This window comes from Actinoplanes sp. NPDC000266 (assembly GCF_042899005.1).
Taxonomy (GTDB): Bacteria; Actinomycetota; Actinomycetes; order Mycobacteriales; family Micromonosporaceae; genus Actinoplanes.
Genome location: NZ_JBIAZI010000004.1, coordinates 120194 through 140259 on the forward strand (window position 1 = coordinate 120194; position 20066 = coordinate 140259).

The 20066-nt window shown below is 71.0% G+C and carries 26 protein-coding genes and 1 riboswitch; of the genes, 7 read left to right on the forward strand and 19 right to left on the reverse strand.

Annotated features, from left to right (window positions below; translation table 11 throughout):
* Nucleotides 1-32: 32 nt before the first annotated feature.
* The 6 genes from rplT to ACFY36_RS17025 form a co-directional block, all read right to left on the reverse strand.
* A complete protein-coding gene (rplT, locus tag ACFY36_RS17000) occupies nt 33-425 on the reverse strand; it encodes a 50S ribosomal protein L20 (RefSeq protein ID WP_097324701.1) in 393 nt (130 codons plus the stop codon).
* Between the two features lie 37 nt (nt 426-462).
* Nucleotides 463-657, reverse strand: coding sequence for a 50S ribosomal protein L35 (gene rpmI, locus ACFY36_RS17005; protein WP_097324698.1), 195 nt, complete (start codon nt 655-657; stop codon nt 463-465).
* A gap of 69 nt (nt 658-726) precedes the next feature.
* Nucleotides 727-1353: a translation initiation factor IF-3 gene (gene infC / locus ACFY36_RS17010; protein WP_097324695.1), complete on the reverse strand. Its 627-nt coding sequence runs from the start codon at nt 1351-1353 to the stop codon at nt 727-729.
* A 326-nt stretch (nt 1354-1679) separates the two neighbouring features.
* The gene (locus ACFY36_RS17015; RefSeq protein ID WP_499747546.1) at nt 1680-2129 is read right to left on the reverse strand and encodes a PH domain-containing protein; all 450 of its coding nucleotides are present in this window, start codon (nt 2127-2129) and stop codon (nt 1680-1682) included.
* A 10-nt stretch (nt 2130-2139) separates the two neighbouring features.
* Entirely contained in the window at nt 2140-2979 is an 840-nt protein-coding gene (gene hisG, locus ACFY36_RS17020; protein ID WP_499746920.1) for an ATP phosphoribosyltransferase, read from the reverse strand.
* Nucleotides 2980-3024: 45 nt separating this feature from the next.
* The gene (locus tag ACFY36_RS17025) at nt 3025-3288 is read right to left on the reverse strand and encodes a phosphoribosyl-ATP diphosphatase (protein WP_499746921.1); all 264 of its coding nucleotides are present in this window, start codon (nt 3286-3288) and stop codon (nt 3025-3027) included.
* Between the two features lie 77 nt (nt 3289-3365).
* On the opposite strand from ACFY36_RS17025, the gene ACFY36_RS17030 reads away from it, so the two are divergent.
* The 5 genes from ACFY36_RS17030 (at nt 3366) to ACFY36_RS17050 (ending at nt 6687) form a co-directional block, all read left to right on the forward strand.
* Entirely contained in the window at nt 3366-4238 is an 873-nt protein-coding gene (locus tag ACFY36_RS17030) for an ABC transporter substrate-binding protein (RefSeq protein WP_499746922.1), read from the forward strand.
* On the forward strand, nt 4235-5083 hold the full coding sequence (locus ACFY36_RS17035; RefSeq protein WP_499746923.1) for an amino acid ABC transporter permease: 849 nt from the start codon (nt 4235-4237) through the stop codon (nt 5081-5083). The genes ACFY36_RS17030 and ACFY36_RS17035 overlap by 4 nt, the downstream gene beginning before the upstream one ends.
* A gap of 1 nt (nt 5084) precedes the next feature.
* A complete protein-coding gene (locus tag ACFY36_RS17040; protein WP_499746924.1) occupies nt 5085-5825 on the forward strand; it encodes an amino acid ABC transporter ATP-binding protein in 741 nt (246 codons plus the stop codon).
* Nucleotides 5826-5926: 101 nt separating this feature from the next.
* A complete protein-coding gene (locus ACFY36_RS17045) occupies nt 5927-6301 on the forward strand; it encodes a hypothetical protein (RefSeq protein ID WP_499746925.1) in 375 nt (124 codons plus the stop codon).
* Nucleotides 6298-6687, forward strand: coding sequence for a hypothetical protein (locus tag ACFY36_RS17050; protein ID WP_499746926.1), 390 nt, complete (start codon nt 6298-6300; stop codon nt 6685-6687). Before ACFY36_RS17045 ends, ACFY36_RS17050 begins: the two co-directional genes overlap by 4 nt.
* 27 nt (nt 6688-6714) lie before the next feature.
* Here ACFY36_RS17050 and ribH read toward each other — a convergent pair whose 3' ends face one another.
* The 6 genes from ribH to rpe form a co-directional block, all read right to left on the reverse strand.
* On the reverse strand, nt 6715-7191 hold the full coding sequence (gene ribH / locus ACFY36_RS17055; protein WP_499746927.1) for a 6,7-dimethyl-8-ribityllumazine synthase: 477 nt from the start codon (nt 7189-7191) through the stop codon (nt 6715-6717).
* A gap of 45 nt (nt 7192-7236) precedes the next feature.
* The gene (locus tag ACFY36_RS17060; protein WP_499746928.1) at nt 7237-8442 is read right to left on the reverse strand and encodes a bifunctional 3,4-dihydroxy-2-butanone-4-phosphate synthase/GTP cyclohydrolase II; all 1206 of its coding nucleotides are present in this window, start codon (nt 8440-8442) and stop codon (nt 7237-7239) included.
* On the reverse strand, nt 8435-9034 hold the full coding sequence (locus ACFY36_RS17065) for a riboflavin synthase (RefSeq protein WP_499746929.1): 600 nt from the start codon (nt 9032-9034) through the stop codon (nt 8435-8437). Before ACFY36_RS17065 ends, ACFY36_RS17060 begins: the two co-directional genes overlap by 8 nt.
* On the reverse strand, nt 9034-10089 hold the full coding sequence (ribD, locus tag ACFY36_RS17070) for a bifunctional diaminohydroxyphosphoribosylaminopyrimidine deaminase/5-amino-6-(5-phosphoribosylamino)uracil reductase RibD (protein ID WP_499746930.1): 1056 nt from the start codon (nt 10087-10089) through the stop codon (nt 9034-9036). The genes ACFY36_RS17065 and ribD overlap by 1 nt, the downstream gene beginning before the upstream one ends.
* Nucleotides 10090-10209: 120 nt before the next feature.
* Nucleotides 10210-10386, reverse strand: a riboswitch (FMN riboswitch).
* 144 nt (nt 10387-10530) lie between these two features.
* A complete protein-coding gene (locus ACFY36_RS17075; RefSeq protein ID WP_499746931.1) occupies nt 10531-11547 on the reverse strand; it encodes a GGDEF domain-containing response regulator in 1017 nt (338 codons plus the stop codon).
* Entirely contained in the window at nt 11544-12212 is a 669-nt protein-coding gene (gene rpe / locus ACFY36_RS17080; protein WP_360239233.1) for a ribulose-phosphate 3-epimerase, read from the reverse strand. The genes ACFY36_RS17075 and rpe overlap by 4 nt, the downstream gene beginning before the upstream one ends.
* A 93-nt stretch (nt 12213-12305) precedes the next feature.
* Here rpe and ACFY36_RS17085 point away from each other — a divergent pair, with 93 nt between their 5' ends.
* Nucleotides 12306-13169 carry a septum formation family protein gene (locus tag ACFY36_RS17085; protein ID WP_499746932.1) on the forward strand — a complete coding sequence of 288 codons (864 nt, stop codon included), beginning with the start codon at nt 12306-12308 and terminating at the stop codon, nt 13167-13169.
* Here ACFY36_RS17085 and ACFY36_RS17090 read toward each other — a convergent pair.
* From ACFY36_RS17090 to ACFY36_RS17120, 7 genes are all read right to left on the reverse strand, one after another.
* Entirely contained in the window at nt 13160-13351 is a 192-nt protein-coding gene (locus ACFY36_RS17090) for a bacteriocin immunity protein (protein ID WP_499746933.1), read from the reverse strand. The two genes, ACFY36_RS17085 and ACFY36_RS17090, sit on opposite strands and share 10 nt — an antisense overlap.
* Nucleotides 13348-13599, reverse strand: coding sequence for a hypothetical protein (locus ACFY36_RS17095; protein WP_499746934.1), 252 nt, complete (start codon nt 13597-13599; stop codon nt 13348-13350). The genes ACFY36_RS17090 and ACFY36_RS17095 overlap by 4 nt, the downstream gene beginning before the upstream one ends.
* 124 nt (nt 13600-13723) lie before the next feature.
* On the reverse strand, nt 13724-15199 hold the full coding sequence (locus tag ACFY36_RS17100; RefSeq protein ID WP_499746935.1) for an RsmB/NOP family class I SAM-dependent RNA methyltransferase: 1476 nt from the start codon (nt 15197-15199) through the stop codon (nt 13724-13726).
* Nucleotides 15196-16122: a methionyl-tRNA formyltransferase gene (fmt, locus tag ACFY36_RS17105; RefSeq protein WP_499746936.1), complete on the reverse strand. Its 927-nt coding sequence runs from the start codon at nt 16120-16122 to the stop codon at nt 15196-15198. The genes ACFY36_RS17100 and fmt overlap by 4 nt, the downstream gene beginning before the upstream one ends.
* Nucleotides 16123-16126: 4 nt before the next feature.
* Entirely contained in the window at nt 16127-16684 is a 558-nt protein-coding gene (def, locus tag ACFY36_RS17110; RefSeq protein ID WP_499746937.1) for a peptide deformylase, read from the reverse strand.
* A gap of 36 nt (nt 16685-16720) precedes the next feature.
* On the reverse strand, nt 16721-17890 hold the full coding sequence (locus ACFY36_RS17115) for a cytochrome P450 (protein ID WP_499746938.1): 1170 nt from the start codon (nt 17888-17890) through the stop codon (nt 16721-16723).
* 14 nt (nt 17891-17904) lie between these two features.
* On the reverse strand, nt 17905-18738 hold the full coding sequence (locus ACFY36_RS17120) for an NAD-dependent epimerase/dehydratase family protein (protein WP_499746939.1): 834 nt from the start codon (nt 18736-18738) through the stop codon (nt 17905-17907).
* Nucleotides 18739-18868: 130 nt separating this feature from the next.
* Between ACFY36_RS17120 and ACFY36_RS17125 the strand changes: the two genes are divergently transcribed.
* Nucleotides 18869-20066, forward strand: a 1198-nt coding sequence (locus ACFY36_RS17125) for a primosomal protein N' family DNA-binding protein (protein WP_499746940.1), incomplete at its 3' end; no start/stop codon positions are given.

Here is a 20066-nt window from a genome sequence, read left to right on the forward strand (position 1 = left end):
GCACGGGAAGCGCCCTGGATGAATCTTCGAAATCAGGCAGCCTGAGCGGCGGCGCCGCCGGTGCCCTCGGCCGCCACGGCGGCCCGCGCGACCTCGACGATCGCCGCGAAGGCGGCGGCGTCGTTCACCGCGAGGTCGGCCAGGATCTTGCGGTCCACCTCGACGCCGGCCAGCTTGAGGCCCTGGATGAGGCGGTTGTAGGTCAGGCCGTTGGCCCGGGCCCCCGCGTTGATACGCGTGATCCACAGCTGGCGGAAGTCGCCCTTGCGGTCACGACGGTCACGGTACGAGTACTGCATCGAGTGCAGCACCTGCTCCTTGGCCTTGCGGTAAAGGCGGGAGCGCTGACCGCGATATCCGCTGGCGGTCTCCAGCAACGTGCGACGCTTCTTCTGGGCGTTGACTGCCCGCTTGACGCGTGCCATTTCAGTACTCCTAACAGGGGAACGTGTGTGGCGCGCGTCAGCGGCCGAGCAGCTTCTTCACTCGCGGGATGTCCGCCTTGGCGACGGCGGTGGTGCCCGTCATACGGCGCGTGACGTGCGAGGACTTGCCCTCGAGCAGGTGGCGCTTACCGGCCTGCTCCGTGCGGAGCTTGCCCTTGCCGGTGACCTTCACCCGCTTGCCCGTGCCGGTGTGCGGCTTGAACTTAGGCACTTGAGCCTCTTTCTGATCTTTCCATGCGAGCGAGGGGCCGGTCGGCCCCACGTCGCACGGAAAAGCTGTCTACTCTGCGGTGGTTTCGGCGGGAGCGTCAGGCGCGACGGCCTCGCCCTCGCCCTCACGCGGCTCACGGCCAGGCTTGGCGGCGGCGACGTTGGCCGCCACGGCGGCGGCCTTCGTGGCCCGATGCGGGGCCAGCACCATGATCATGTTTCGGCCGTCCTGCTTCGGACTGGCCTCGACAAAACCCAGCTCCGAGATCTCTTCGCTGAGCCGGCGCAGGAGCCGGAAACCCAGCTCCGGGCGACTCTGCTCGCGACCGCGGAACATGATCGTCACCTTGACCTTGTCGCCCGCCTTGAGGAACCGCACCACGTGACCCTTCTTGGTCTCGTAGTCGTGCGGGTCGATCTTCGGGCGGAGCTTCATTTCCTTGATGACGGTCTGCTGCTGGTTGCGCCGCGCTTCGCGTGCCTTCAGTGCGCTCTCGTACTTGAACTTGCCGAAGTCCATGAGCTTGCACACCGGCGGCCGCGCCATCGGAGCAACCTCGACCAGGTCCAGATCGACGTCCGCGGCCAGCTGGAGAGCGCGCTCGAGCGGGACGATGCCCACCTGCTCACCCTCGGGGCCGACCAGTCGGACCTCACGAGCCCGGATCTGTTCGTTAACGCGTGGTTCGACGCTGATGGGGCCTCCTCAGAACGTGGATCATCCCCGCCTGTGCGGGGACCGCTGCCAATGTCGGTCGGCCCCGCACCCTCGGTTTCCGGGCGCCGGGAAAGCAGAAGGCCCCGCTCGCGCTTTTGAGAAAAAGCGCATGCCGGGGCCCGCTCGACCGGTCATCGGCGCCCATGAGGACGCACCCCGCGACGGAAATATTCCCGTTGCGGGTGACCGGACCCGGCCCTACGAATTAACGAGGACTGCGGGTGGGAGCCAGCGGGCTCCTCTTTCGCGCCCCTGCTTGCGCATGGGCGTGGTCGACTGCCGTGAAGTCTAGCAGGTACTCCGGATCAGGCTTCGACGGCGGCCTGATGCAGCTGGCGCAGGGTGCGCACGCCCTCGACCGCGTAGTCCTTGTCGGCCGCCTGGAGCGCGTGGATCGAGATCTGCTCCTCGTCGTGGAGCTCCAGCTGGGCCCAGGGCGAGTTGCGGTCGAAGCGCACCTTGCGCACCACCGACCACGGCAGGTCGTAGCCGCCCACCACGTTGCGGATCTTGATGTGGTCGGCGTCGGCGGTGACCTTGGGACGGCAGAAGGCCAGGATGCCCAGGCCGATCAGGATCCCGAGGCCGATCATGGCGGCCTGGTCGCCGCGCTGGAACGTGCCGGAGTTGTCGAAGCCGGCCGATCCGTGCAGGCCGAAGCTCAGCACGGTGAACAGCAGCGCGACACCGGCCGCGAGCGGCACGGCCACCCACCGGATCTTCAAAGGCCGATAGACCACCGGCTTGGCATCCACAACGGTCACGTTACAACCTGCAATTCGCGATATCGGTGACGAGGATGGCGCGAGCGCCCAGTTCGTACAGCTCGTCCATGATCCGGTGTACGTCGCGGCGCGGGACCATCGCCTGCACGGCGACCCAGCCCTCGCGGTGCAGCGGCGAGACCGTCGGCGACTCGATGCCCGGGGTCAGCCCGGTCGCCTGGTCGAGCAGGTCGGCCCGCACGTCGTAGGCCAGCATCACGTAGCTGCGGGCGACCAGCACACCCTGGAGACGGCGGATGAGCTGGGCGGCTCCCGCCTGCTCCTCGGGGCGGCCGATCAGGATGGCCGACGAGCGCAGCAGCGGCTCGCCGAAGGTGACCAGCCCGGCCTGGCGCAGCGTGGCGCCGGTCTCGACCACGTCGGCGATCAGGTCGGCCACGCCGAGGCGGACCGCGTTCTCCACCGCGCCGTCGAGGCGTACGACATCGGCCTTGAGCTCCCGCTCGGCCAGATAGCGCTCCACCACACCCGGGTACGCGGTGGCGATGCGCCGGCCGCCGATCTCGTCGGCCGTGATCGGGCTGTCGGCCGGCGCGGCCCAGCGGAATGTGGCCCCGCCGAAGTTCAGGTCGAGCACCTCGCTGGCCGGGACGCCCGAGTCGACCAGCAGATCGCGGCCGGTGATGCCGAGGTCGAGGTCGCCCGAGCCGACGTACGTGGCGATGTCGCGGGGCCGCAGGTAGAAGAACTCGACGTTGTTGGCCTCGTCGCGGCAGGCGAGGTCCTTGGGGTCGGTGCGCTGGCGGTAGCCGGCGTCACGCAGCATCTGGGACGCGGGCTGGGACAGGGTCCCCTTGTTGGGTACGGCGATGCGCAGCATTGACGTGCTCCTCTTGATCGATGGCGAACTCATCGGGGCGGCACGTCACAGATGTCGGTAGACATCCTTGAGCTCGAGACCAGTGGCGATCATCAGGACCTGGGCCTGGTAGAGCAGTTGGGAGATCTCCTCGGCGGCCCGCTCGGGGCCCTCGTGCTCGGCGGCCATCCAGGACTCGGCCGCCTCCTCGACGACCTTCTTCCCGATGAAGTGGACTCCGCGCTCCAGGGCGGCGACGGTGGACGACCCCTCGGGCTTGGCCACCGCTTTCGCCTGAAGCTCGGCGAACAGCTCTTCGAACGTCTTCACGGTGAGCATTTTGCCAACTCGTCACGGGATGGCGACGAACGGCCCCAGCAGGTGAGACGTGGCCTAGGCTGCCGGACATGGTCAGCCGAAACACCCTCACCTCCCTCGGTGGCGCCGCGCTGCTGGTCGCCGCCCTGGCGGGCTGCGCTCCCGCCGACGAAAACTCGTCCCCCACCGCGTCCGCCTCGTCCTCGGGGAACGTCTGCCCTGCTGGCGCGCTCACCACCAAGACGGCTGGCAAGCTGACGATCGGCACCGACAACCCCGCGTACGAGCCGTGGTTCTCCGACAACGACCCCAAGAACGGCAAAGGGTTCGAATCGGCCGTGGCGTACCAGGTCGCCCAGCGTCTCGGGTACGCACAGGACAACGTGATCTGGACCTCTGTGACGTTCAACAACGCCATCGCGCCGGGCCCGAAGGCGTTCGACTTCGACATCAACGAGTTCTCGATCACACCCGAACGGCGTAACGCGGTCGACTTCTCGTCGCCCTACTACCTGGTCCGCCAGACGGTGATCACCACCAAGGGCTCGAAGATCGCCTCGGCCGCCTCGATCGCCGACCTCAAGGGCGCGAAGCTCGGCGCCCAGGTCGGCACGACCAGCTACCAGGCGATCACCGACCTGATCAAGCCGAGCAGCCAGCCGTCGGTCTTCAACAACAACGACGACGCCAAGGCGGCCCTGGTCAACGGCACGGTCGACGGCATCGTGGTCGATCTGCCGACCGCGTTCTACATGACCTCGGCCGAGCTCGACAACGGCGTCATCGTCGGCCAGCTCCCGCAGGTGGGCACGCCGGAGCAGTTCGGGCTGGTGCTCGACAAGGACTCGGTGCTGACCAGCTGCGTCAGCCAGGCGGTCGACCAGTTGCGCCAGGACGGCACCCTCGCCGTGCTGGAGAAGACCTGGCTGGCCGACTCGGGCGGGGCCAAAGAACTGCAGTGACAACCGAGCTCTACGAACCAAGCGCCACTCAGCGCGGCCGGATTGCTTACCGACGCAAGCAAGCCATCCGGTCCGTGCTGCTCGCCGCGCTCTCCACGGCGGTGCTCGGGGTCCTGCTCGGCTTCCTGATCACCGGGGCACCCGGCTGGGACCGGGTCAAGCAGTCGTTCTTCGACCCCGACGTGGCCCGGGAGTACCTTCCGGCGATCCTCGAGGGCCTGTGGCTCAACATCCGGCTCTTCGTGGTCTGCGCCGCCTGCGCCCTGGCCCTCGGCCTGCTGATCGCCATCCTGCGCACGCTGCGCGGCCCGGTCTTCTTCCCGGTCCGCGCGCTCGCGACGGCGTACACGTACTCGTTCCGCGGCCTGCCGCTGATCATCGTGATCTACCTGTTCGCGTTCGGCATCCCGGGCCTGCGCCTTCAGGGCACGCCGAGCGTGACCGTGCTCGGTGGCGCCGCCATCGTCATCACGTACGGCGCCTATCTGGCCGAGGTGATCCGCTCCGGCATCGAGTCGGTGCATCCGAGCCAGGTCGCGGCGGCCCGCTCGCTCGGGCTCAGCTACCGGCAGGCGATGCGCCACGTGGTGCTGCCACAGGCCGTACGGCGGTCGGCGCCCCCGCTGCTGAACGACACCGTGGCCATGCAGAAGGACGTGGGGCTGATCTCGCTGGCCGGTCCGATCGACGCGATCCGCGCGGCGCAGATCGGCGTGGCCTCGGACGCGAACTTCACGCCGTACGTCGTCGCCGGTGTGCTCTTCGTCCTTCTGGCCCTGCCGCTGATCGGGATCACCGACTTCGTGACGCTGCGGGCCGCCCGCCGCCAGAACGCGGGGACCTGACATGGTGCTCTCCTGTGAGGACGTCCGGAAGACGTTCGGGGCCAACGTCGTGCTCGACGGGCTCACGCTGGACGTCGGCGAGCACGAGGTGGTCGCGCTGATCGGCGCCTCCGGTTCGGGCAAGTCGACGCTGCTGCGCTGCGTGAACCTGCTGGCCGAGATCGACGACGGCACGATCCGGCTCGACGGCGAGGACATCACCGACCCCCGGGTCGACCCTGATGTCGTACGGCAGAAGATCGGCCTGGTCTTCCAGTCGTACAACCTGTTCCCGCACATGACCGTCCTCGACAACATCACGCTGGCCCCGGTGCGCGTGCACAAGAGGCCGGTGGCCGAGGCGCGCGAGCAGGCACACGAGTGGCTGAAGCGGGTCGGGCTGGCCGACAAGGCCGGCGCCTATCCGGACCGTCTCTCCGGCGGCCAGCAGCAGCGCGTGGCGATCGTGCGCGCGCTGGTCAACAACCCGCGGCTGCTGCTGCTCGACGAGGTCACCTCGGCCCTCGACCCCGAACTGGTCGGCGAGGTGCTCACCATGATCCGCGACCTCAAGGGCGAGGGCATGACCATGGTGCTGGCCACGCACGAGATGGGCTTCGCCCGGCAGGTGGCCGACCGGGTCGCCTTCCTCGACAAGGGCAAGGTGCTCGAACAGGGCCCGCCCGCGCAGGTCCTGGGCGAACCGGTGGAGGCGCGCACCAGGCAGTTCCTGGCCCGGATCATCGAGGCCGGCCGACTGTAGATTGACGGCCGTAGTCAGGCAATGACAGGGTGTGACGGCGGGCACGGGGGTGAACCGCCGAACACGGGGAAGGCGGCCCCCTGCCCGGGGGAAGGACCGCCATGCATCTCTTCTACACCGCTTTACTGGCGCCACTGCTGATAGCGCCCTCGGCCACCAGAGTCGACGCGGCCGAGCTCCGCCTGGACGGTTCCCGGGTGCGGGTCACGCTTTCCGCCACCTGCCCGGCCGGCGCGACCCTGCGGGTCGAGGTGACGGTGACCGCGGTCAACGGCACCGCGATCGCCCAGGGCACCGGCCGCAAGAAGGCCGACTGCACCGGCGCCGCCCAGCAGCTGGTCCTGCGCGTCGACCGCGACCCGGCCGGCGCCCTCTTCACCCGGGGCCCGGCCACCGCCCGTACCGTCCGAACGGTCTGCGACCCCGCCGGCTGCGAGGTCATCCCGTTCGACGAGACCATCCGGATCACCAAGTGATCGCCCCCGCGCTCGCCGCGGCGGCGCTGCTCCTGACCCCGCCGCCCGCGACCGTCGACGTCCTGTGGACGACCCTCGCCGCCCGCGGCGCCGCCGTCGACGTGGCCTTCGGCGTCGAGTGCCCGGCCGGCTCCACCGGCACGGCGACGGTGACCGTGGCCCAGGCCCGCCCCTCCGACGGGCTCCTGGCTCAGGGCACCGCGGTGACCGCGCTGACCTGCTCCGGGACGGGCCTGCTCTACACCCAGCGGGTCACCGCGAGCATCACCGGCGCACCGTTCGAGCGCGGCAAAGCCACGCTCGCCATGCAGGTGGTCGTCTGTGACAGCCAGGAGTGCCTCAGCACCCCGCTCAACCGGACCGTCCGCATCACCAGGATGCCCTGACCCACGGCCGGCGGGGCCGGGTGACGGTCAGGGCTTGCCGAGCTCGCGGAGCACGAGGGCCGCGTCCAGGACGGCGACCGCGGTGGCCCAGCCCTTGTCCTCGACCGAGTCCTCCAGGCCGGCGCGGTCGCGGGCCTGGCCCAGGCTGTGCACGGTCAGGACGCCGTGGCCGACCGGGGTCGACTCGTCCAGGGCGACCCTGGTCAGGCCGGCCGTCACCGAGTCGTTCACGTATTTGAAGTGGTCGGTCTCGCCCTTGATGACGACGCCGAGGGTGACCACCGCGTCGCACTGGCGGGCCAGGGCCTGGGCGACGATCGGCAGCTCGACCGCGCCCGCCACCCGGTGCACCACGACGTCCTCGACGCCGCACGCCTCGGCGGCCGCCTTGGCCCGCTCGATCATGTGATCGATCAGGTCGGCGTGCCACCGGGAGCCGACGATGCCGAGGCGCAGCCCCTTCGCGTCGACGGTCTGCAGGTGTGGGTCACCGAATCCGGCCATGTCGTCCCCCTTTATCGGACATTATCGCGTCATTAAACGGCACGGTCAGCCCAACGCCTCGAACAGGTGCCCCATGCGGTCCCGCTTCGTGCGCAGGTAGTGCACGTTCTCCGGGTGCAGCCGCACGGGCAGCTCCTCCCGGCCGGTGATGGTCAGGCCGTAGCCCTCGAGCCCGGCCCGCTTGGCCGGGTTGTTGGTCAGCAGCCGCATCGAGCGCACGCCCAGGTCGTACAGGATCTGTGCCCCTGTCCCGTAATCGCGCGCGTCGGCCGGCAGGCCCAGCTCCAGGTTGGCGTCGACCGTGTCGAAGCCCTTGTCCTGCAACTGGTACGCCTGGAGCTTGTGCAGCAGGCCGATCCCCCGGCCCTCGTGCCCGCGCATGTAGAGCACCACCCCGCGGCCGGCCGCCGCCACCTTCTCCAGGGCCGCGTCGAGCTGGGGGCCGCAGTCGCAGCGCTTCGAGCCGAAGACGTCGCCGGTCAGGCACTCGGAGTGCACCCGCACCAGCACGTCCTCGCCGTCGCCGATCTCACCGAAGACCAGCGCCACGTGCTCGCCGTTGTCGACCAGGGCGCGATATCCGACCGCCGTGAAGTCGCCGTGCTCGGTCGGCAGCCGGGTCTCGACCACCCGCTGCACCTGCGACTCGCGGTGCTTGCGATAGGCGACCAGGTCGGCGATCGTGATCAGGGCCAGGTCGTGCTCGACCGCGAACTTCTCCAGATCGGGGCGGCGCTGCATGGTGCCGTCGTCGTTCACCATCTCGCAGAGCACGCCGGCCGGCCGGAGCCCGGCCATCTCGGCCAGGTCGATCGAGGCCTCGGTGTGCCCGGGCCGGCGCAGGACGCCGCCGGCGCGGGCCCGCAGCGGCACCACGTGCCCGGGGCGGGTGAGGTCGGTGGGCTGGGTCTCCGCGGACGCGAGCAAGCGGATGGTGTGCGCCCGGTCGGCGGCCGAGATGCCCGTGGCCACGCCTTCCCGAGCGTCGACGGTCACCGCATAGGCCGTACCCCGGGCGTCTTGATTGGTGTGGAACTGAGGGGGCAGGTCGAGGCGGTCGGCCTCCGACTCCGGGATCGGCACGCAGATGTAGCCCGACGTATAGCGGACCATGAAGGCGACCAGCTCGGGCGTGGCCTTCTCAGCCGCGAAGATCAGGTCGCCCTCGTTCTCGCGGTCCTCGTCGTCGACGACGATGACGGCCTTACCGGCGGCGATGTCCTTGATCGCCCGCTCGATGTCCTCAAACATTGCGGCCTCCCAGCATCTTCTCGACGTACTTCGCGATCACGTCAACTTCGAGGTTCACCGGGTCGCCGGCGTCCTTGCCACCCAGCACGGTCAGCTTCGAGGTGGTCGGGATGAGGCCGACGCTGAACGTCTCGTCGTCCACCGCCATGACGGTCAGCGACACCCCGTCCACGGTGATCGAGCCTTTCTCCACGACGTACTTCGCGAGGTCGGAAGGCAGCGAGAACCGCACGACCTCCCAGTCCGCCGCCGGCTCCCGCGCGATGATCCGGGCGACGCCGTCCACGTGCCCCTGCACCAGGTGGCCGCCGAGGCGGCTGCCGAGCGCGGCCGCCCGCTCCAGGTTGACCGGGCTGCCCTCCTCCAGCGCGCCCAGCGAGGAGCGCCGCAGCGTCTCGCCCATCACGTCGGCGGTGAAGACCCCGTCCACGTTGTCGATGACGGTGAGGCAGACCCCGTTGACCGAGATCGAGTCGCCGTGCCGCGCGTCCGACGTGACCAGCGGCCCGCGCACGGCGAGCACGGCCGAGTCGCCGCCCGTGTCCTTGAGGCCGACTACCTCACCCAGCTCTTCGACGATTCCGGTGAACATCAAGACTCCTTTTGGCGGAGCGTGGCGGTGAAGCGCAGGTCGGGGCCGATCTGCGCGATATCGGTGAGTTCGAGTTCGATGGCGTCGCCGATGGTGGCGACCCCCGCGTCGACGAGCGCGGTCCGGCCCGCGCCGAGCAGTTTCGGAGCGACGTAGCCGACCACCTGATCGACCAGCCCGGCCGCGAGGAAAGCGCCGGCCAGCGTCGGCCCGCCCTCCAGCAGCACCGAGCGGATGCCCCGGCCGAACAGCGCCGCCAGCAGGGCGTTCAGGTCGACGCGCCCGTCCGGCCCGGCGCCGACCTCACGGTTGGTGACGATCCAGGTGGGCGCGGCGGCGTCGTTCACTCGCGCCGTTTCCGGTGTACGCCCGGACGAGTCGACGACCACACGCAACGGCTGTTTGATGGCCAGCGAGCCGTCCCGCAGATCACGGACGGTGAGGTGCGGATCGTCGGTGACGACCGTGCCGACACCGGCCACGATCGCGTCGACCGTGGCCCGCAGCGCGTGCACGTCGGTGCGGGCGGGCGCGGAGGTGATCCACTGGCTGGTGCCGTCGGCGGCCGCCGACCGCCCGTCCAGGGTCGCGGCGAACTTCCAGGTCACGTATGGCCGGCCGCGCCGCACCGCGGTCAGCCAGGCGACGTTGCCCTGGCCGGCCTCCTGGCGGCGGACACCGGTCTCGACGTGGATGCCCGCGGCCCGCAAGGTGACCGCCCCGCCGGCTGCGACCGGGGTCGGGTCGTCGACGGCGATGACCACCCGGCGCACGCCGGCGCTGATCAGCGCCTGGCTGCACGGCCCGGTGCGCCCGGTGTGGTTACAGGGTTCGAGGGTGACGACCGCGGTGCCGCCGCGGGCCCGCTCGCCGGCCTGGGCCAGCGCCACGATCTCGGCGTGCGGCCCGCCGGCGTACGCGTGGAAGCCCTCGCCGACGATCTCGCCGTCGGCGCCGAGCAGAATGCAGCCGACCACCGGGTTGGGGCTGGTCGTGCCGAGGCCCCTGGCTGCCAGCGCGATCGCGCGGCGCATCGCCTCGTCCTCGGTCACCATCCGCGTCTTCCTCTCGCGCGCTGCTGGCCAGCGCTGGAGGAAGAGGGAGGAAACGCCGGGAATCGGGCACGAGGGTACGCTTCGCGCACCCCGGATCTGCCGAGGGCAGGGTCCGATTCCGCGCGCTGTCTCCCATCCGGACTGTCTGACCGAGCTTTCGCCCGATCAACCGTCGGCCCCGGATTTTCACCAGGTCCACCGTCCGTCGTGGTGACGACGTCCGGGTCGCGGGCTTACCGGCCTGAAGGAGGCCGGATCACCGCCGGTTCGGAATTTCACCGAGTCCCGCCAGCGCGTGGTGGGTTAACCCCGAGTTTCGCACGTGCGATCGTTTTTGCCATCCCTCGGCGAGACATGTCACATGTGCTCAGCGGATCACCCCCGCATGCACGGCGAAAACTGGGCGAAAGCCGCAAATGACGCGCGATGGAACTCGGAGGCTTAGAGCTCGCCCTCTTCCTCGGATTCGGCGCGGCGGCGGTCGATCGCGACATACGAACCCGGCTGGGACTTGGCGACCTTCTTCATCTCGGAGGCCACGGCGATCACCACCCGGGGATCGGTGAAACGGCGGCCGTCGACCGTCGCCTGCGCCACACCGATGGACAGGGTCACCAGGGCGGCCCGGTTTTTGTTGCCGCGCCGGTCGGGCACCTCGATGTAGCCGCGCCGCGCGTCCTCCGGGTCGTACAGCTGGTCGGCCGACTGCTCGAAATCGGTCACCGTGCGCTTGGTCAGCGGCAGCACCTGGTCGGGGTGGCAGATGAAGACGAAGTCGTCGCCGCCGATGTGCCCCAGGAAGATCGAGGGCGGGCCGACCGCGACCACGGCCCGGTGCAGACTGCGGGCGAGCTCGGTGATGAACTCGTCGCCGCGGTCGAAGCCGTACACGTCGTTGACGCTCTTGAACCGGTCGACGTCGATGTAGCCCACCGAATATTCGCCGCCGGCCTTCATCCGGTCGGCGATCTCGCGCCGGACCCGGGCGTTGCCGGGCAGGCCGGTCAGCGGCGACACCTCGCGGAACTCTTTGTTGCGCCGCAGCGTGGAGGAGACGCGGGCGATCAGCTCGGCCGTGTCGAACGGCTTGACCAGATAGTCGTCGACGCCGGCGGTGAGGCCCACCACCTTGTCGACGGTCATGCTCTTGGCGGTCAGCATGATGACCGGGAGGGCCGAGGTGAGCGGCTCGGCGCGCAGCCGGCGGGTCAGCTCGACGCCGTCCATGCGCGGCATCATCCAGTCGACCACGGCCAGGTCGGGCCGCTTGGTGTCCATCACCTCGAGGGCTTCCTGCCCGTCGCGGGCGCGGACCACGTCGTATCCGTGGACCTTGAGGTTGAACTCCACGAAACTGGCGATGTCCTGGTCGTCGTCGACCACCAGGATGAGGTCGGGCCGGTCATCGGGCTCGCGACCGAGCTCGTCGGGCTTGTCGGGGATGACCCCAGTGCTCATGAGACTCCTTCCGCGAGGGCACGGAGCTTACGGATCGCCTCGGCCGGATCGGCCGCCCCGTAGACCGCCGTGCCGGCCACGAACGCGTCGGCGCCGGCCTCGGCGGCCTGCTCGATGGTGTCGGCCGCGATGCCGCCGTCGACCTCCAGGCGTACATCAAGATCTTTTGCCGAGATGCGCCGCCGCACGTCACGCACCTTGCCCAGCATCTCGGGCATGAACTTCTGCCCGCCGAAACCGGCCTTGATGGTCATGATGAGCACGGTGTCCACATAGGGAAGCAGCTCGAGATAGGGCTCCACCGGGGTGTCCCGGTCGATGGCCAGGCCCGCCTTGGCCCCGGCCGCGCGCAGCGTCTTGGCCAGGTGGACCGGGTCCTCGCAGGCCTCGGCGTGGAAGGTGACGTTGTACGCGCCGGCCTCGGCGTAACCCGGCGCCCAGCGCTCGGGATCGGTGATCATCAGGTGCACGTCGAAGGGGATCTCCGTCGCCTTGCGCAGGCTCTGCACCACCGGCAACCCGATCGTCAGGTTGGGCACGAAATGGTTGTCCATGACGTCCACGTGCACCCAGTCGGCGGCGCCCTCGATCGCGCGCACCTCATCGGCGAGACGCGCGAAGTCGGCGGCCAGAATGCTCGGGGCGATGATCGGCGATGGTGTCACGGCTGAAGTGTATGGCCTTCGGCCGCCGGTCTTCACGGCCTGTGGACAACCGATAGAGTGACCCCTCTTGATTCGGGAGTGGGGGATGTGACGATGCGAAGGTGGGCGGCCGCCCTGGCCGGCGCCTTGCTGCTCGCCCTGGCCGGGTGCGCCGAGCTGCCCCAGGGCGTCGACGGCGATCTCACCGACGGTTGGCACACCCCGCCGGCCGCGCTGCAATACCGTCCCATCGGCGGCGGCTGCCACGCCGACCTGGCCGAGACGGCGACGATCGACGACGACTCCCGCGTCTCCTGCGACGAGCCCCACCTGGCCGAGACGTTCGCGGTGGCCGACCTGGGCGAGGTGTCCACGGCCACCCGCGCCGCGCGGGCCTTCCAGGAGTGCTCGTCCCGGGCCGCCATCTTCGTCGGCGGCGACTGGCGCACCGGCTGGCTCCTGCTCCAGCCCGTCCTGCCCAGCGACAAGGCCTGGTCGGGCGGCGCCCGCTGGGTCCGCTGCGACCTGGCCGAGACGGCGCCGGCCGACGGCACGCTGGTCCGCCGGTCCAGCAGCGTCCGCGACGGCTTGAAGGGCGCCGGCAAGCTGAGGATGACCTGCGCCGACGCCGCCGTCGAGGGCGACCAGGTGACCGGCCTGCGCACGCTGAGCTGCGCGTCGAAGCACACGACGGAGTTCGCCGGCCTGTTCGTGAGCAAGCGCCCCACCGCGGCCGCGGTCACGGCGGCCGAGATGGAGAAAGGCTGCAACGCGGCCATCGCCAAGTTCACCGGCATCCCGAACGACAACACCATCAAGAACCGCGTCGGCTGGCTGGGCTTCCCACCCGACAAGGAGTCGTGGAGCCAGGGCGACCGGGCGATCCGCTGCTTCCTGTGGCTCAACGGCGAGAAGATGACGGGCTCCTACCGCAACGCCGGTGTTGCGAAGCTCAAAATCCACTACGTCTATCGCTGAAGCGGCCGGTAACTCAGCGCCTCGTCGACGACGTGCCCGGGCGGCAGGTCCCGGAAGAAGATCAGTTCGCTCACCCGCGGGTGCACGACGTTGGCCTCCAGCAGCCGCAGGTAGTACGCTTGGTCGGCCACGTCGCCCTCGACGATCCGGCGGACCACCTCGACCAGCTCGTCCCGGGTCACGTCCGGCACCCGCGGCCGGGCCGGGCGGGCCGCCTCGAGCGCGAAGTCCCGGCGTCGCGGGACTCCCAGTAGCCCCGGAAGTCCGGCGCGGTGTAGTCGTGGCCGGTGTCGGCGTTGAACGCGGCGATCGCCCCGCCGGCCGGCTCACCGCGCTCGAGCAGCTCCTCGATGTGGCCGATGGCCGCGCGGAGGCCGGCCAGGCGCTGGGGTGTGACCCCGGGTGCGCAGAGCTCGGGACGTAACTCCATGCGGAGATTGTCGCCGTGCCCACCGCTACACGCGAAAGGCGCCCCGCGGCCTCTCGTCGCAGAGAGGCCGCGGGGCGCCCACGGAGCCGCGTTCTTGCGGTTGGGTGGCTCAGAAGGCGTACCTCTAAGCGGTCCTCCGCAGAACGGCCAGGAACATGGCGTCAGTGCCGTGCTTGTGCGGCCATAGCTGGACGGTCGGGCCGGTGCCGAGGCCGGGCATACCCGGTGGGAGCAGCGGGCGGGCGTCGACGAAATCGACCTCGACGCCGCTGCGGCGGGCGCCCTCGGTGACCGTCACCTGGGTCTCCACCATGTGCGGGGAGCAGGTCACATAGGCCACCACGCCGCCCGGGCGGACCGCGCGCAGCGCCGCCACCAGCAGCTCACGCTGCAGCTTGGTCAGCGGGGGAAGATCGGCCGGCTGACGGCGCCAGCGCGACTCGGGACGGCGGCGCAGCGAGCCCAGGCCCGTGCACGGCGCGTCGACCAGCACGCGGTCGAAGGACTCCTCGGGCAGGTCGGGGTCGCGGCCCACGGAACGGCCGTCCATGGGCAGGACCGTGACCGGCATGCCCTCGGTCGCCTTCTCCACCAGGCGGGCGCGGTGTTCGGCGACCTCGACCGCGGTCACCTCGGCGCCGCGGGCCGACGCGATGGCGCCGATCAGGCCGGTCTTGCCGCCGGGGCCGGCGCACAGGTCGAGCCAGCGGGTGTCGCGGCCCTCGATCGGCGCCGCCAGCAGCGCGGCCGCCACCAGCTGGGAGCCCTCGTCCTGCACGTGGGCGCGGCCCTCGCGGATGGCCGCCAGCTCGCGCGGGGAGCCGCCGTTGAGGTAGACCGCGTACGGCGAGAACGCGGCCGGGACGCCGCCGACCTCGTCGGCCAGCTCGACCGCGTCGGCCCGGCCGGGGCGGGCGCACAGGTGGACGGTCGGGGGCTGGTTGTCCTCGATCAGCAGGCGGGTCGTGTCGGCCAGGTCACCGCCCAGCGCCTCCTCGAAGGCCCGGATGATCCACTGCGGGTGGTTGTGCAGCACCGACAGGTTGCCGACCGGGTCTTCCTCGTACGACGGGGCCAGCCGCTCCAGCCACGCCTCCAGCGACGTCTCGGAGATCGTGCGCATCACCGCGTTGGCGAAACCGGCCGCGCCGGGAGCGACCGAGCGCACCAGGTCGACGGTCTGGTTGACCGCGGCGTGGGCCGGGACCCGGGTGTGCAGCAGCTGGTAGGCGCCGAGCCGCAGCGCGTCGCGGGCCGGCGGGTCGATGCGGGACACCTCCCGGCCGGCCGCCGAGGCGATGATCAGGTCGAGGGTGCCCAGCGTGCGCAGCGTGCCGTAGGCCAGCTCGGTCGCGAACGCGGCGTCCCGCCCGTCCAGCCCCATGTCCCGCAGGATCTCGGAAAGGACCAGGTTGGCGTACGCGTCGTCGCGGTGCACGGCGGCAATCGCCTCGTACGCGGCCTGGCGGGCCGGGTCGGACGGCGGGCGGCCGGCGCGCGGCGCCCGCCCGGAACGGGAGTCACGGTCGTAGCCCGGTCCCTCGCCACCGCGGCGCGGACGTCCGGAACCGTGCGGCCTGCTGGCCCTGTGGTCGGTCACTGAAGCTTCTCCCCCGGCTGGATCCGCAGCCCTCGTGCCCAGTCGGTGGCCGGCATCGGCTTCTTGCCGGCGGCCCGCACCTCACCCAGCGCCACCGGTGTGGTCGCCGTGCCCACGAGCACCTGGGTGCGCTCGACGAGCAGATCACCCGGCGCGAGCCGGGGCGCGTTGGCCACCGGGCGCACCGGCCCCAGCTTGAGCCGGTCGTCGCGCAACGTCGTCCACGCGCCCGGCGCGGGCGTGCACGCCCGGACGCGGCGGTCGACGGCGAACGCCGGGTCGTCCCAGCGGACGCGCGCGTCGTCCACGGTCAGTTTCGGCGCGAGACTCACGCCGTCGGCCGGCTGCGCGTGGGCCCGGGCGGCGCCGGACTCGATCGCGTCGAGCACGGCCACCAGCAGGCCCGCGCCCTCGGTGGCGAGCCGCTCGAGCAGGTCGCCGGAGGTGTCGGTGGGCCGGATGTCCTCGGTCAGGGTGCCGTAGACCGGTCCGGTGTCGAGGCCGGCCTCGAGCTCGAAGACGCTGGCCCCGGTCACCTCGTCGCCGTGCAGCACGGCGTGTTGCACGGGGGCGGCCCCGCGCCAGGCCGGCAGCAGCGAGAAGTGCAGGTTGACCCAGCCGTGCTTGGGGATCTCGAGGGCGCTCGGCGGGACCAGAGCGCCGTACGCCACCACGGGCACACAGTCGGGGGCGAGCTGGCGCAGGCGCTCCTGGAACTCGGGCTCACGCGGCTTGGCCGGGGTGAGCACCTCGATGCCGCGCTCGTCGGCCCAGGCGCCGGCCGGCGAGCGGACCAGGCGCCGCCCGCGCCCGGCCGGGGCGTCGGGCCGGGTGACCACGGCGAGCAGCTCGTGACCGGAGGCGGCGATCGCGTCGAGACTCGGGAGGGTGACGGCCGGCGTGCCGGCGAAGATCAGGCGCACCGGGTCACCGCCCCAGCCCGAAGATGCCCCGGCCGTGCGGGCTCTCCTTGATCGTGGGGGGCTTGCCGGCGTCGTACCACTCGGCGGTCCTGATCTGCTTCATCGCGTCCTTGCGAGCGGCGGCGTCGAGCCGGTCGATGAACAGCACCCCGTCGAGGTGGTCGGTCTCGTGCTGCACGCAGCGGGCCATCAGGCCGTCGCCGACCAGCTGGATGGGGTCGCCGTGCTGGTTGAAGCCCGAGGCGACCACATGCTGGCGGCGCTTGGTGTCGATGTAGACGCCCGGAATGCTCAGGCAGCCCTCGGGACCGTCCTGCTCCTCGTCGTCCGGGAACGACAGCACCGGGTTGACGATGTGCCCGACCACGTCATCCACGTCGAAGGTGAACACCCGCAGGCCGACGCCGAGCTGCGGGGCGGCCAGACCGGCGCCGCCCTCGTCCTGCATGGTCTCGGTGAGGTCCTTGACCAGCTGGCGCAGTTCCTTGTCGAAGTCGACGACGAGATCGGCCGGCGACCGGAGCACCGGGTCGCCGAACAGACGGATGGGCTGGACTGTCACGCGACAAGGCTCCTGACATCGTGGGCTGGCACCCAACTAGTCTACGGAGTGCCCCGGCGTGCCGAGCGTCACCGGCAGCGCCTGCCAGCCGCGCAGGTTCATCCGCGGCCTGCGCTCCGGTTTTCCGGCGAGGCGCATCTCGGGGAACCGCTGGAACAGGGCGGGCAGGGCGATCTGCGCCTCGAGTCGCGCGAGGGGTGCGCCCAGGCAGTAGTGGGCGCCCGCTCCGAACGACAGCGGGGTGTTGTTGGGCCGTTCGGGCCAGAATTCGTCGGCTCTTTCGAAGCGGTTGGGGTCGCGGTTGGCCGCTCCCAGCAGGAGGACGAGTTCGGCGCCTTCCTCGATGTTGACATTTCCGATTTTTACGCTTTTTGTGGCGTAGCGCTCGGTGAGCTGGACCGGGGAGTCGAAGCGGAGGATCTCCTCTACCGGCGCCTGCGCCTTTTCATGATCAAGTAGCAGCACGATGCCGTTGCCGAGCAGGTTCGTGGTGGTCTCGAAGCCGGCCACGAGCAGCAGCATCAGGTTGCCGAGAAGCTCTCTCCCGGTCAGCTCCCCGCCCTTGGCCAGCGCCGTGGTGAGATCGTCGCCCGGCTCCCGCTGCTTCTTCGCCACAAGGTGGATGAAGTAGTCCTCGAGCTCGACCGCTGCCTCGTGCGCCGCGGCCTCGTCCTCCGGGGTCCACCGCACCTCCAGCACGGCGGTCAGCGCCTCGGCCAGCCGCCGGAACTGTCCCCGATCCTCCGGCGGCACCCCGAGCAGGGCGGTGATCACCCCGATCGGCAGCGGATAGCAGAGCTCCGACATGAGGTCGGCCGAGTCGTCCAGCCCGTCGAGCGCCTCGGCGACCTGCTCCTCGATCACCGCGCGGAGCGTGCCGACCCGCCGCGCGGTGAAGACCCCCGCGGCGAGCCGGCGCATCCGGGTGTGGTCCGGCGGGTTGGACCGCAACATCGAGTCGGCGAACAGTTCGAGCGCCTTGTTGTCACGCCAGTCGTCCCACCGGCTGTCGAGACGCTTGATGTCGTACGTCTCCATGGCCGGATCCCGCAGAATGCCATCCACCGCCGCGTAGCCGGAGACGAAGTAGTAGCCGTCGGCCACCGGAAGCACCGGCCCGTGCTCGCGCAGCGCCGCGTAGGCGGGCACCGGGTCGTGGGTGGCGCTCGGGGACAGCAGGGTCTTCACGGCTTCAGCGGCATCCATGGTGGACATTCTCTCTAGTAGGACTCCCCCCGCACATCATCGAGCAGCGACGGCCGATCCGGCGCCCATCCGAACGTCTCGCGCGCCCGGCCTTCGTCCATGCCCCCGCTGCGAGCCAGGACCAAAAGCGGCGCCGGCGCCTGCTCCAGGGTCAGCGAAACGGCGGCCGCGCCCGTGCGCTCCGCGATCAGCCGCGCGAGCTGCCCGATCTCGAACGTGTCACCCGGTGCGGCGTTGAAGATCCGCCCCGGCTGCGGCTTCTCCAGCGCCAGCACGAACAGATCGGCCAGATCGTCCACGTGCACCGCCGACCACACCTGCGCGCCGTCGCCGATGAAAGGCACGACCTTCTGCGTACGCCCGGCGTCCATCAGCCCTCGAATCAGCCCCGACCCACCGCGCCCGTGCACGAGCGGCACCCGGAGGACGGTGCCGCCGGCGGCCAGCACGGCCCGCTCGCCGAGCACCTTGTGCGGCTGGGCCGAGGTGCTCACGTCGACCGGGTCGTCCTCGCCCCGCCGGCCCGCCCCGTAGACGAGGCCCGTGCTGGTGTAGACGAAAGGCCGGCCGATGAGCATGGCGCGCAGCGCCGCCCCTTCGACGTCGGCCATGCGCGGATCGGCGTAGTCGACGGCGGTGTGCACGACGGCGTCGGCCCGCTCGGCTGCTTCGTGAAGCAGGCCGGTGTCGGCCAGATCCCCGCGCACGGGGTCCGCGCCCAACTCGGCGACACGCGCGGCCGCCCGCTCCGATCGCGCCAGGGCCTCGACCCGGTGCCCGGCCTCGATGAGGCGCTCCAGCACCACACCCCCGGCGTAGGCGCTGCCTCCGGTGAGAAAAACGTCCATGACCAGCTCCGTTCGTAGTGACCGGCCCCGAACGTAACATGGCAGCGGATTATTTATCCGATCGGATGTGTGATCCGTATCCCCCGGTCCCTCACCGGAAATGTCAGGGGGTCCGGGCAGAATGGCTGCGATGGCAACCAAGGGCACACGAGCAGACCGGTTACCGGCAGAGACCCTGCCGGTGGCCCGCGTGTGCGTCGACGTCCCGCTGCCCCACCTCGACCGCCTCTTCGACTACTTGGTCGCGTCCACCGACGACGAGGCGGCAAAACCGGGCGTGCGGGTGAAGGTCCGCTTCGCCGGCCAGCTGGTCAGCGGCTTCCTGCTGGAGCGGGCGGAGACGTCCCCACACGGCGGCAAACTGGCGTACCTGGAAAAGGTGGTCTCCCCCGAGCAGGTCCTCGACCCCGAGATCACCCGGCTGGCCCGGGCGATAGCCGACCGCTACGCGGGCAACCTCTGCGACGTCCTGCGCCTGGCCGTGCCCCCACGCCACGCCCGGGTGGAGGCCCAGCTCACCAAGCCGGCGGTGACCGCTCCCGAGGGCGCCGCCCCCACAGCCGCGCTCACTGAAAGCGACACCCCACCAACCGGCGAACCCTTCGACGAGCCCGGCACGATCGCCACTACGGCGCCCCCTCCACCCACCACCAGCGCGGCGTCCTCTCTTCCCGCCGCCAGCACGGAACCCTCTCCGCCCACCACCAGCGCGGCACCTTCTCCGCCCCCCACCAGCGCAGCGTCCCCTCCGCCCACCACCAGCACGACACCCTCTCCGCCCCCCACCAGCGCGGCGTCCCCTCCGCCCACCACCAGCACGACACCCTCTCCGCCCGCCGCCAACGCGGCGCCCCCTCCGCCCACCACCAGCACGACACCCTCTCCGCCCGCCGCCAACGCGGCGCCCCCTCCGCCCGCCGTCAGCACGGCGTCCCTTCCTCCGCTCATCGCCAGCGCGGCAGACAGAGCGGCCCTCCATACAGCCGACAGCGCAGTGGCGGCCGGCGCCAGCAAGGCCGGGGTCACCGACGCCCACGCCTTCACCGAAACCCGCCACCTGCCCGACAGCCCGAGCAGCTCCGGCACGGGCGGTGTGGACACGGGCGTTAACAGCGCGCACGCGGGCAGCGCGGACGCGGGTGCGGGCAGCACGGACGCGGGCGGTGCGGGCAGCACGGATGCGGGTGCGGGCAGCACGGACGCGGGCGGTGCGGGCAACGCGGGCGCGGGCGGCGCGGGCGCGGGCGGCGCGGGCAGCGCGGGCGCGGGCGGCGCGGGCAGCGCGGGCGCGGGCGGCGCGGGCAGCGCGGGCGCGGGCGGCGCGGGCA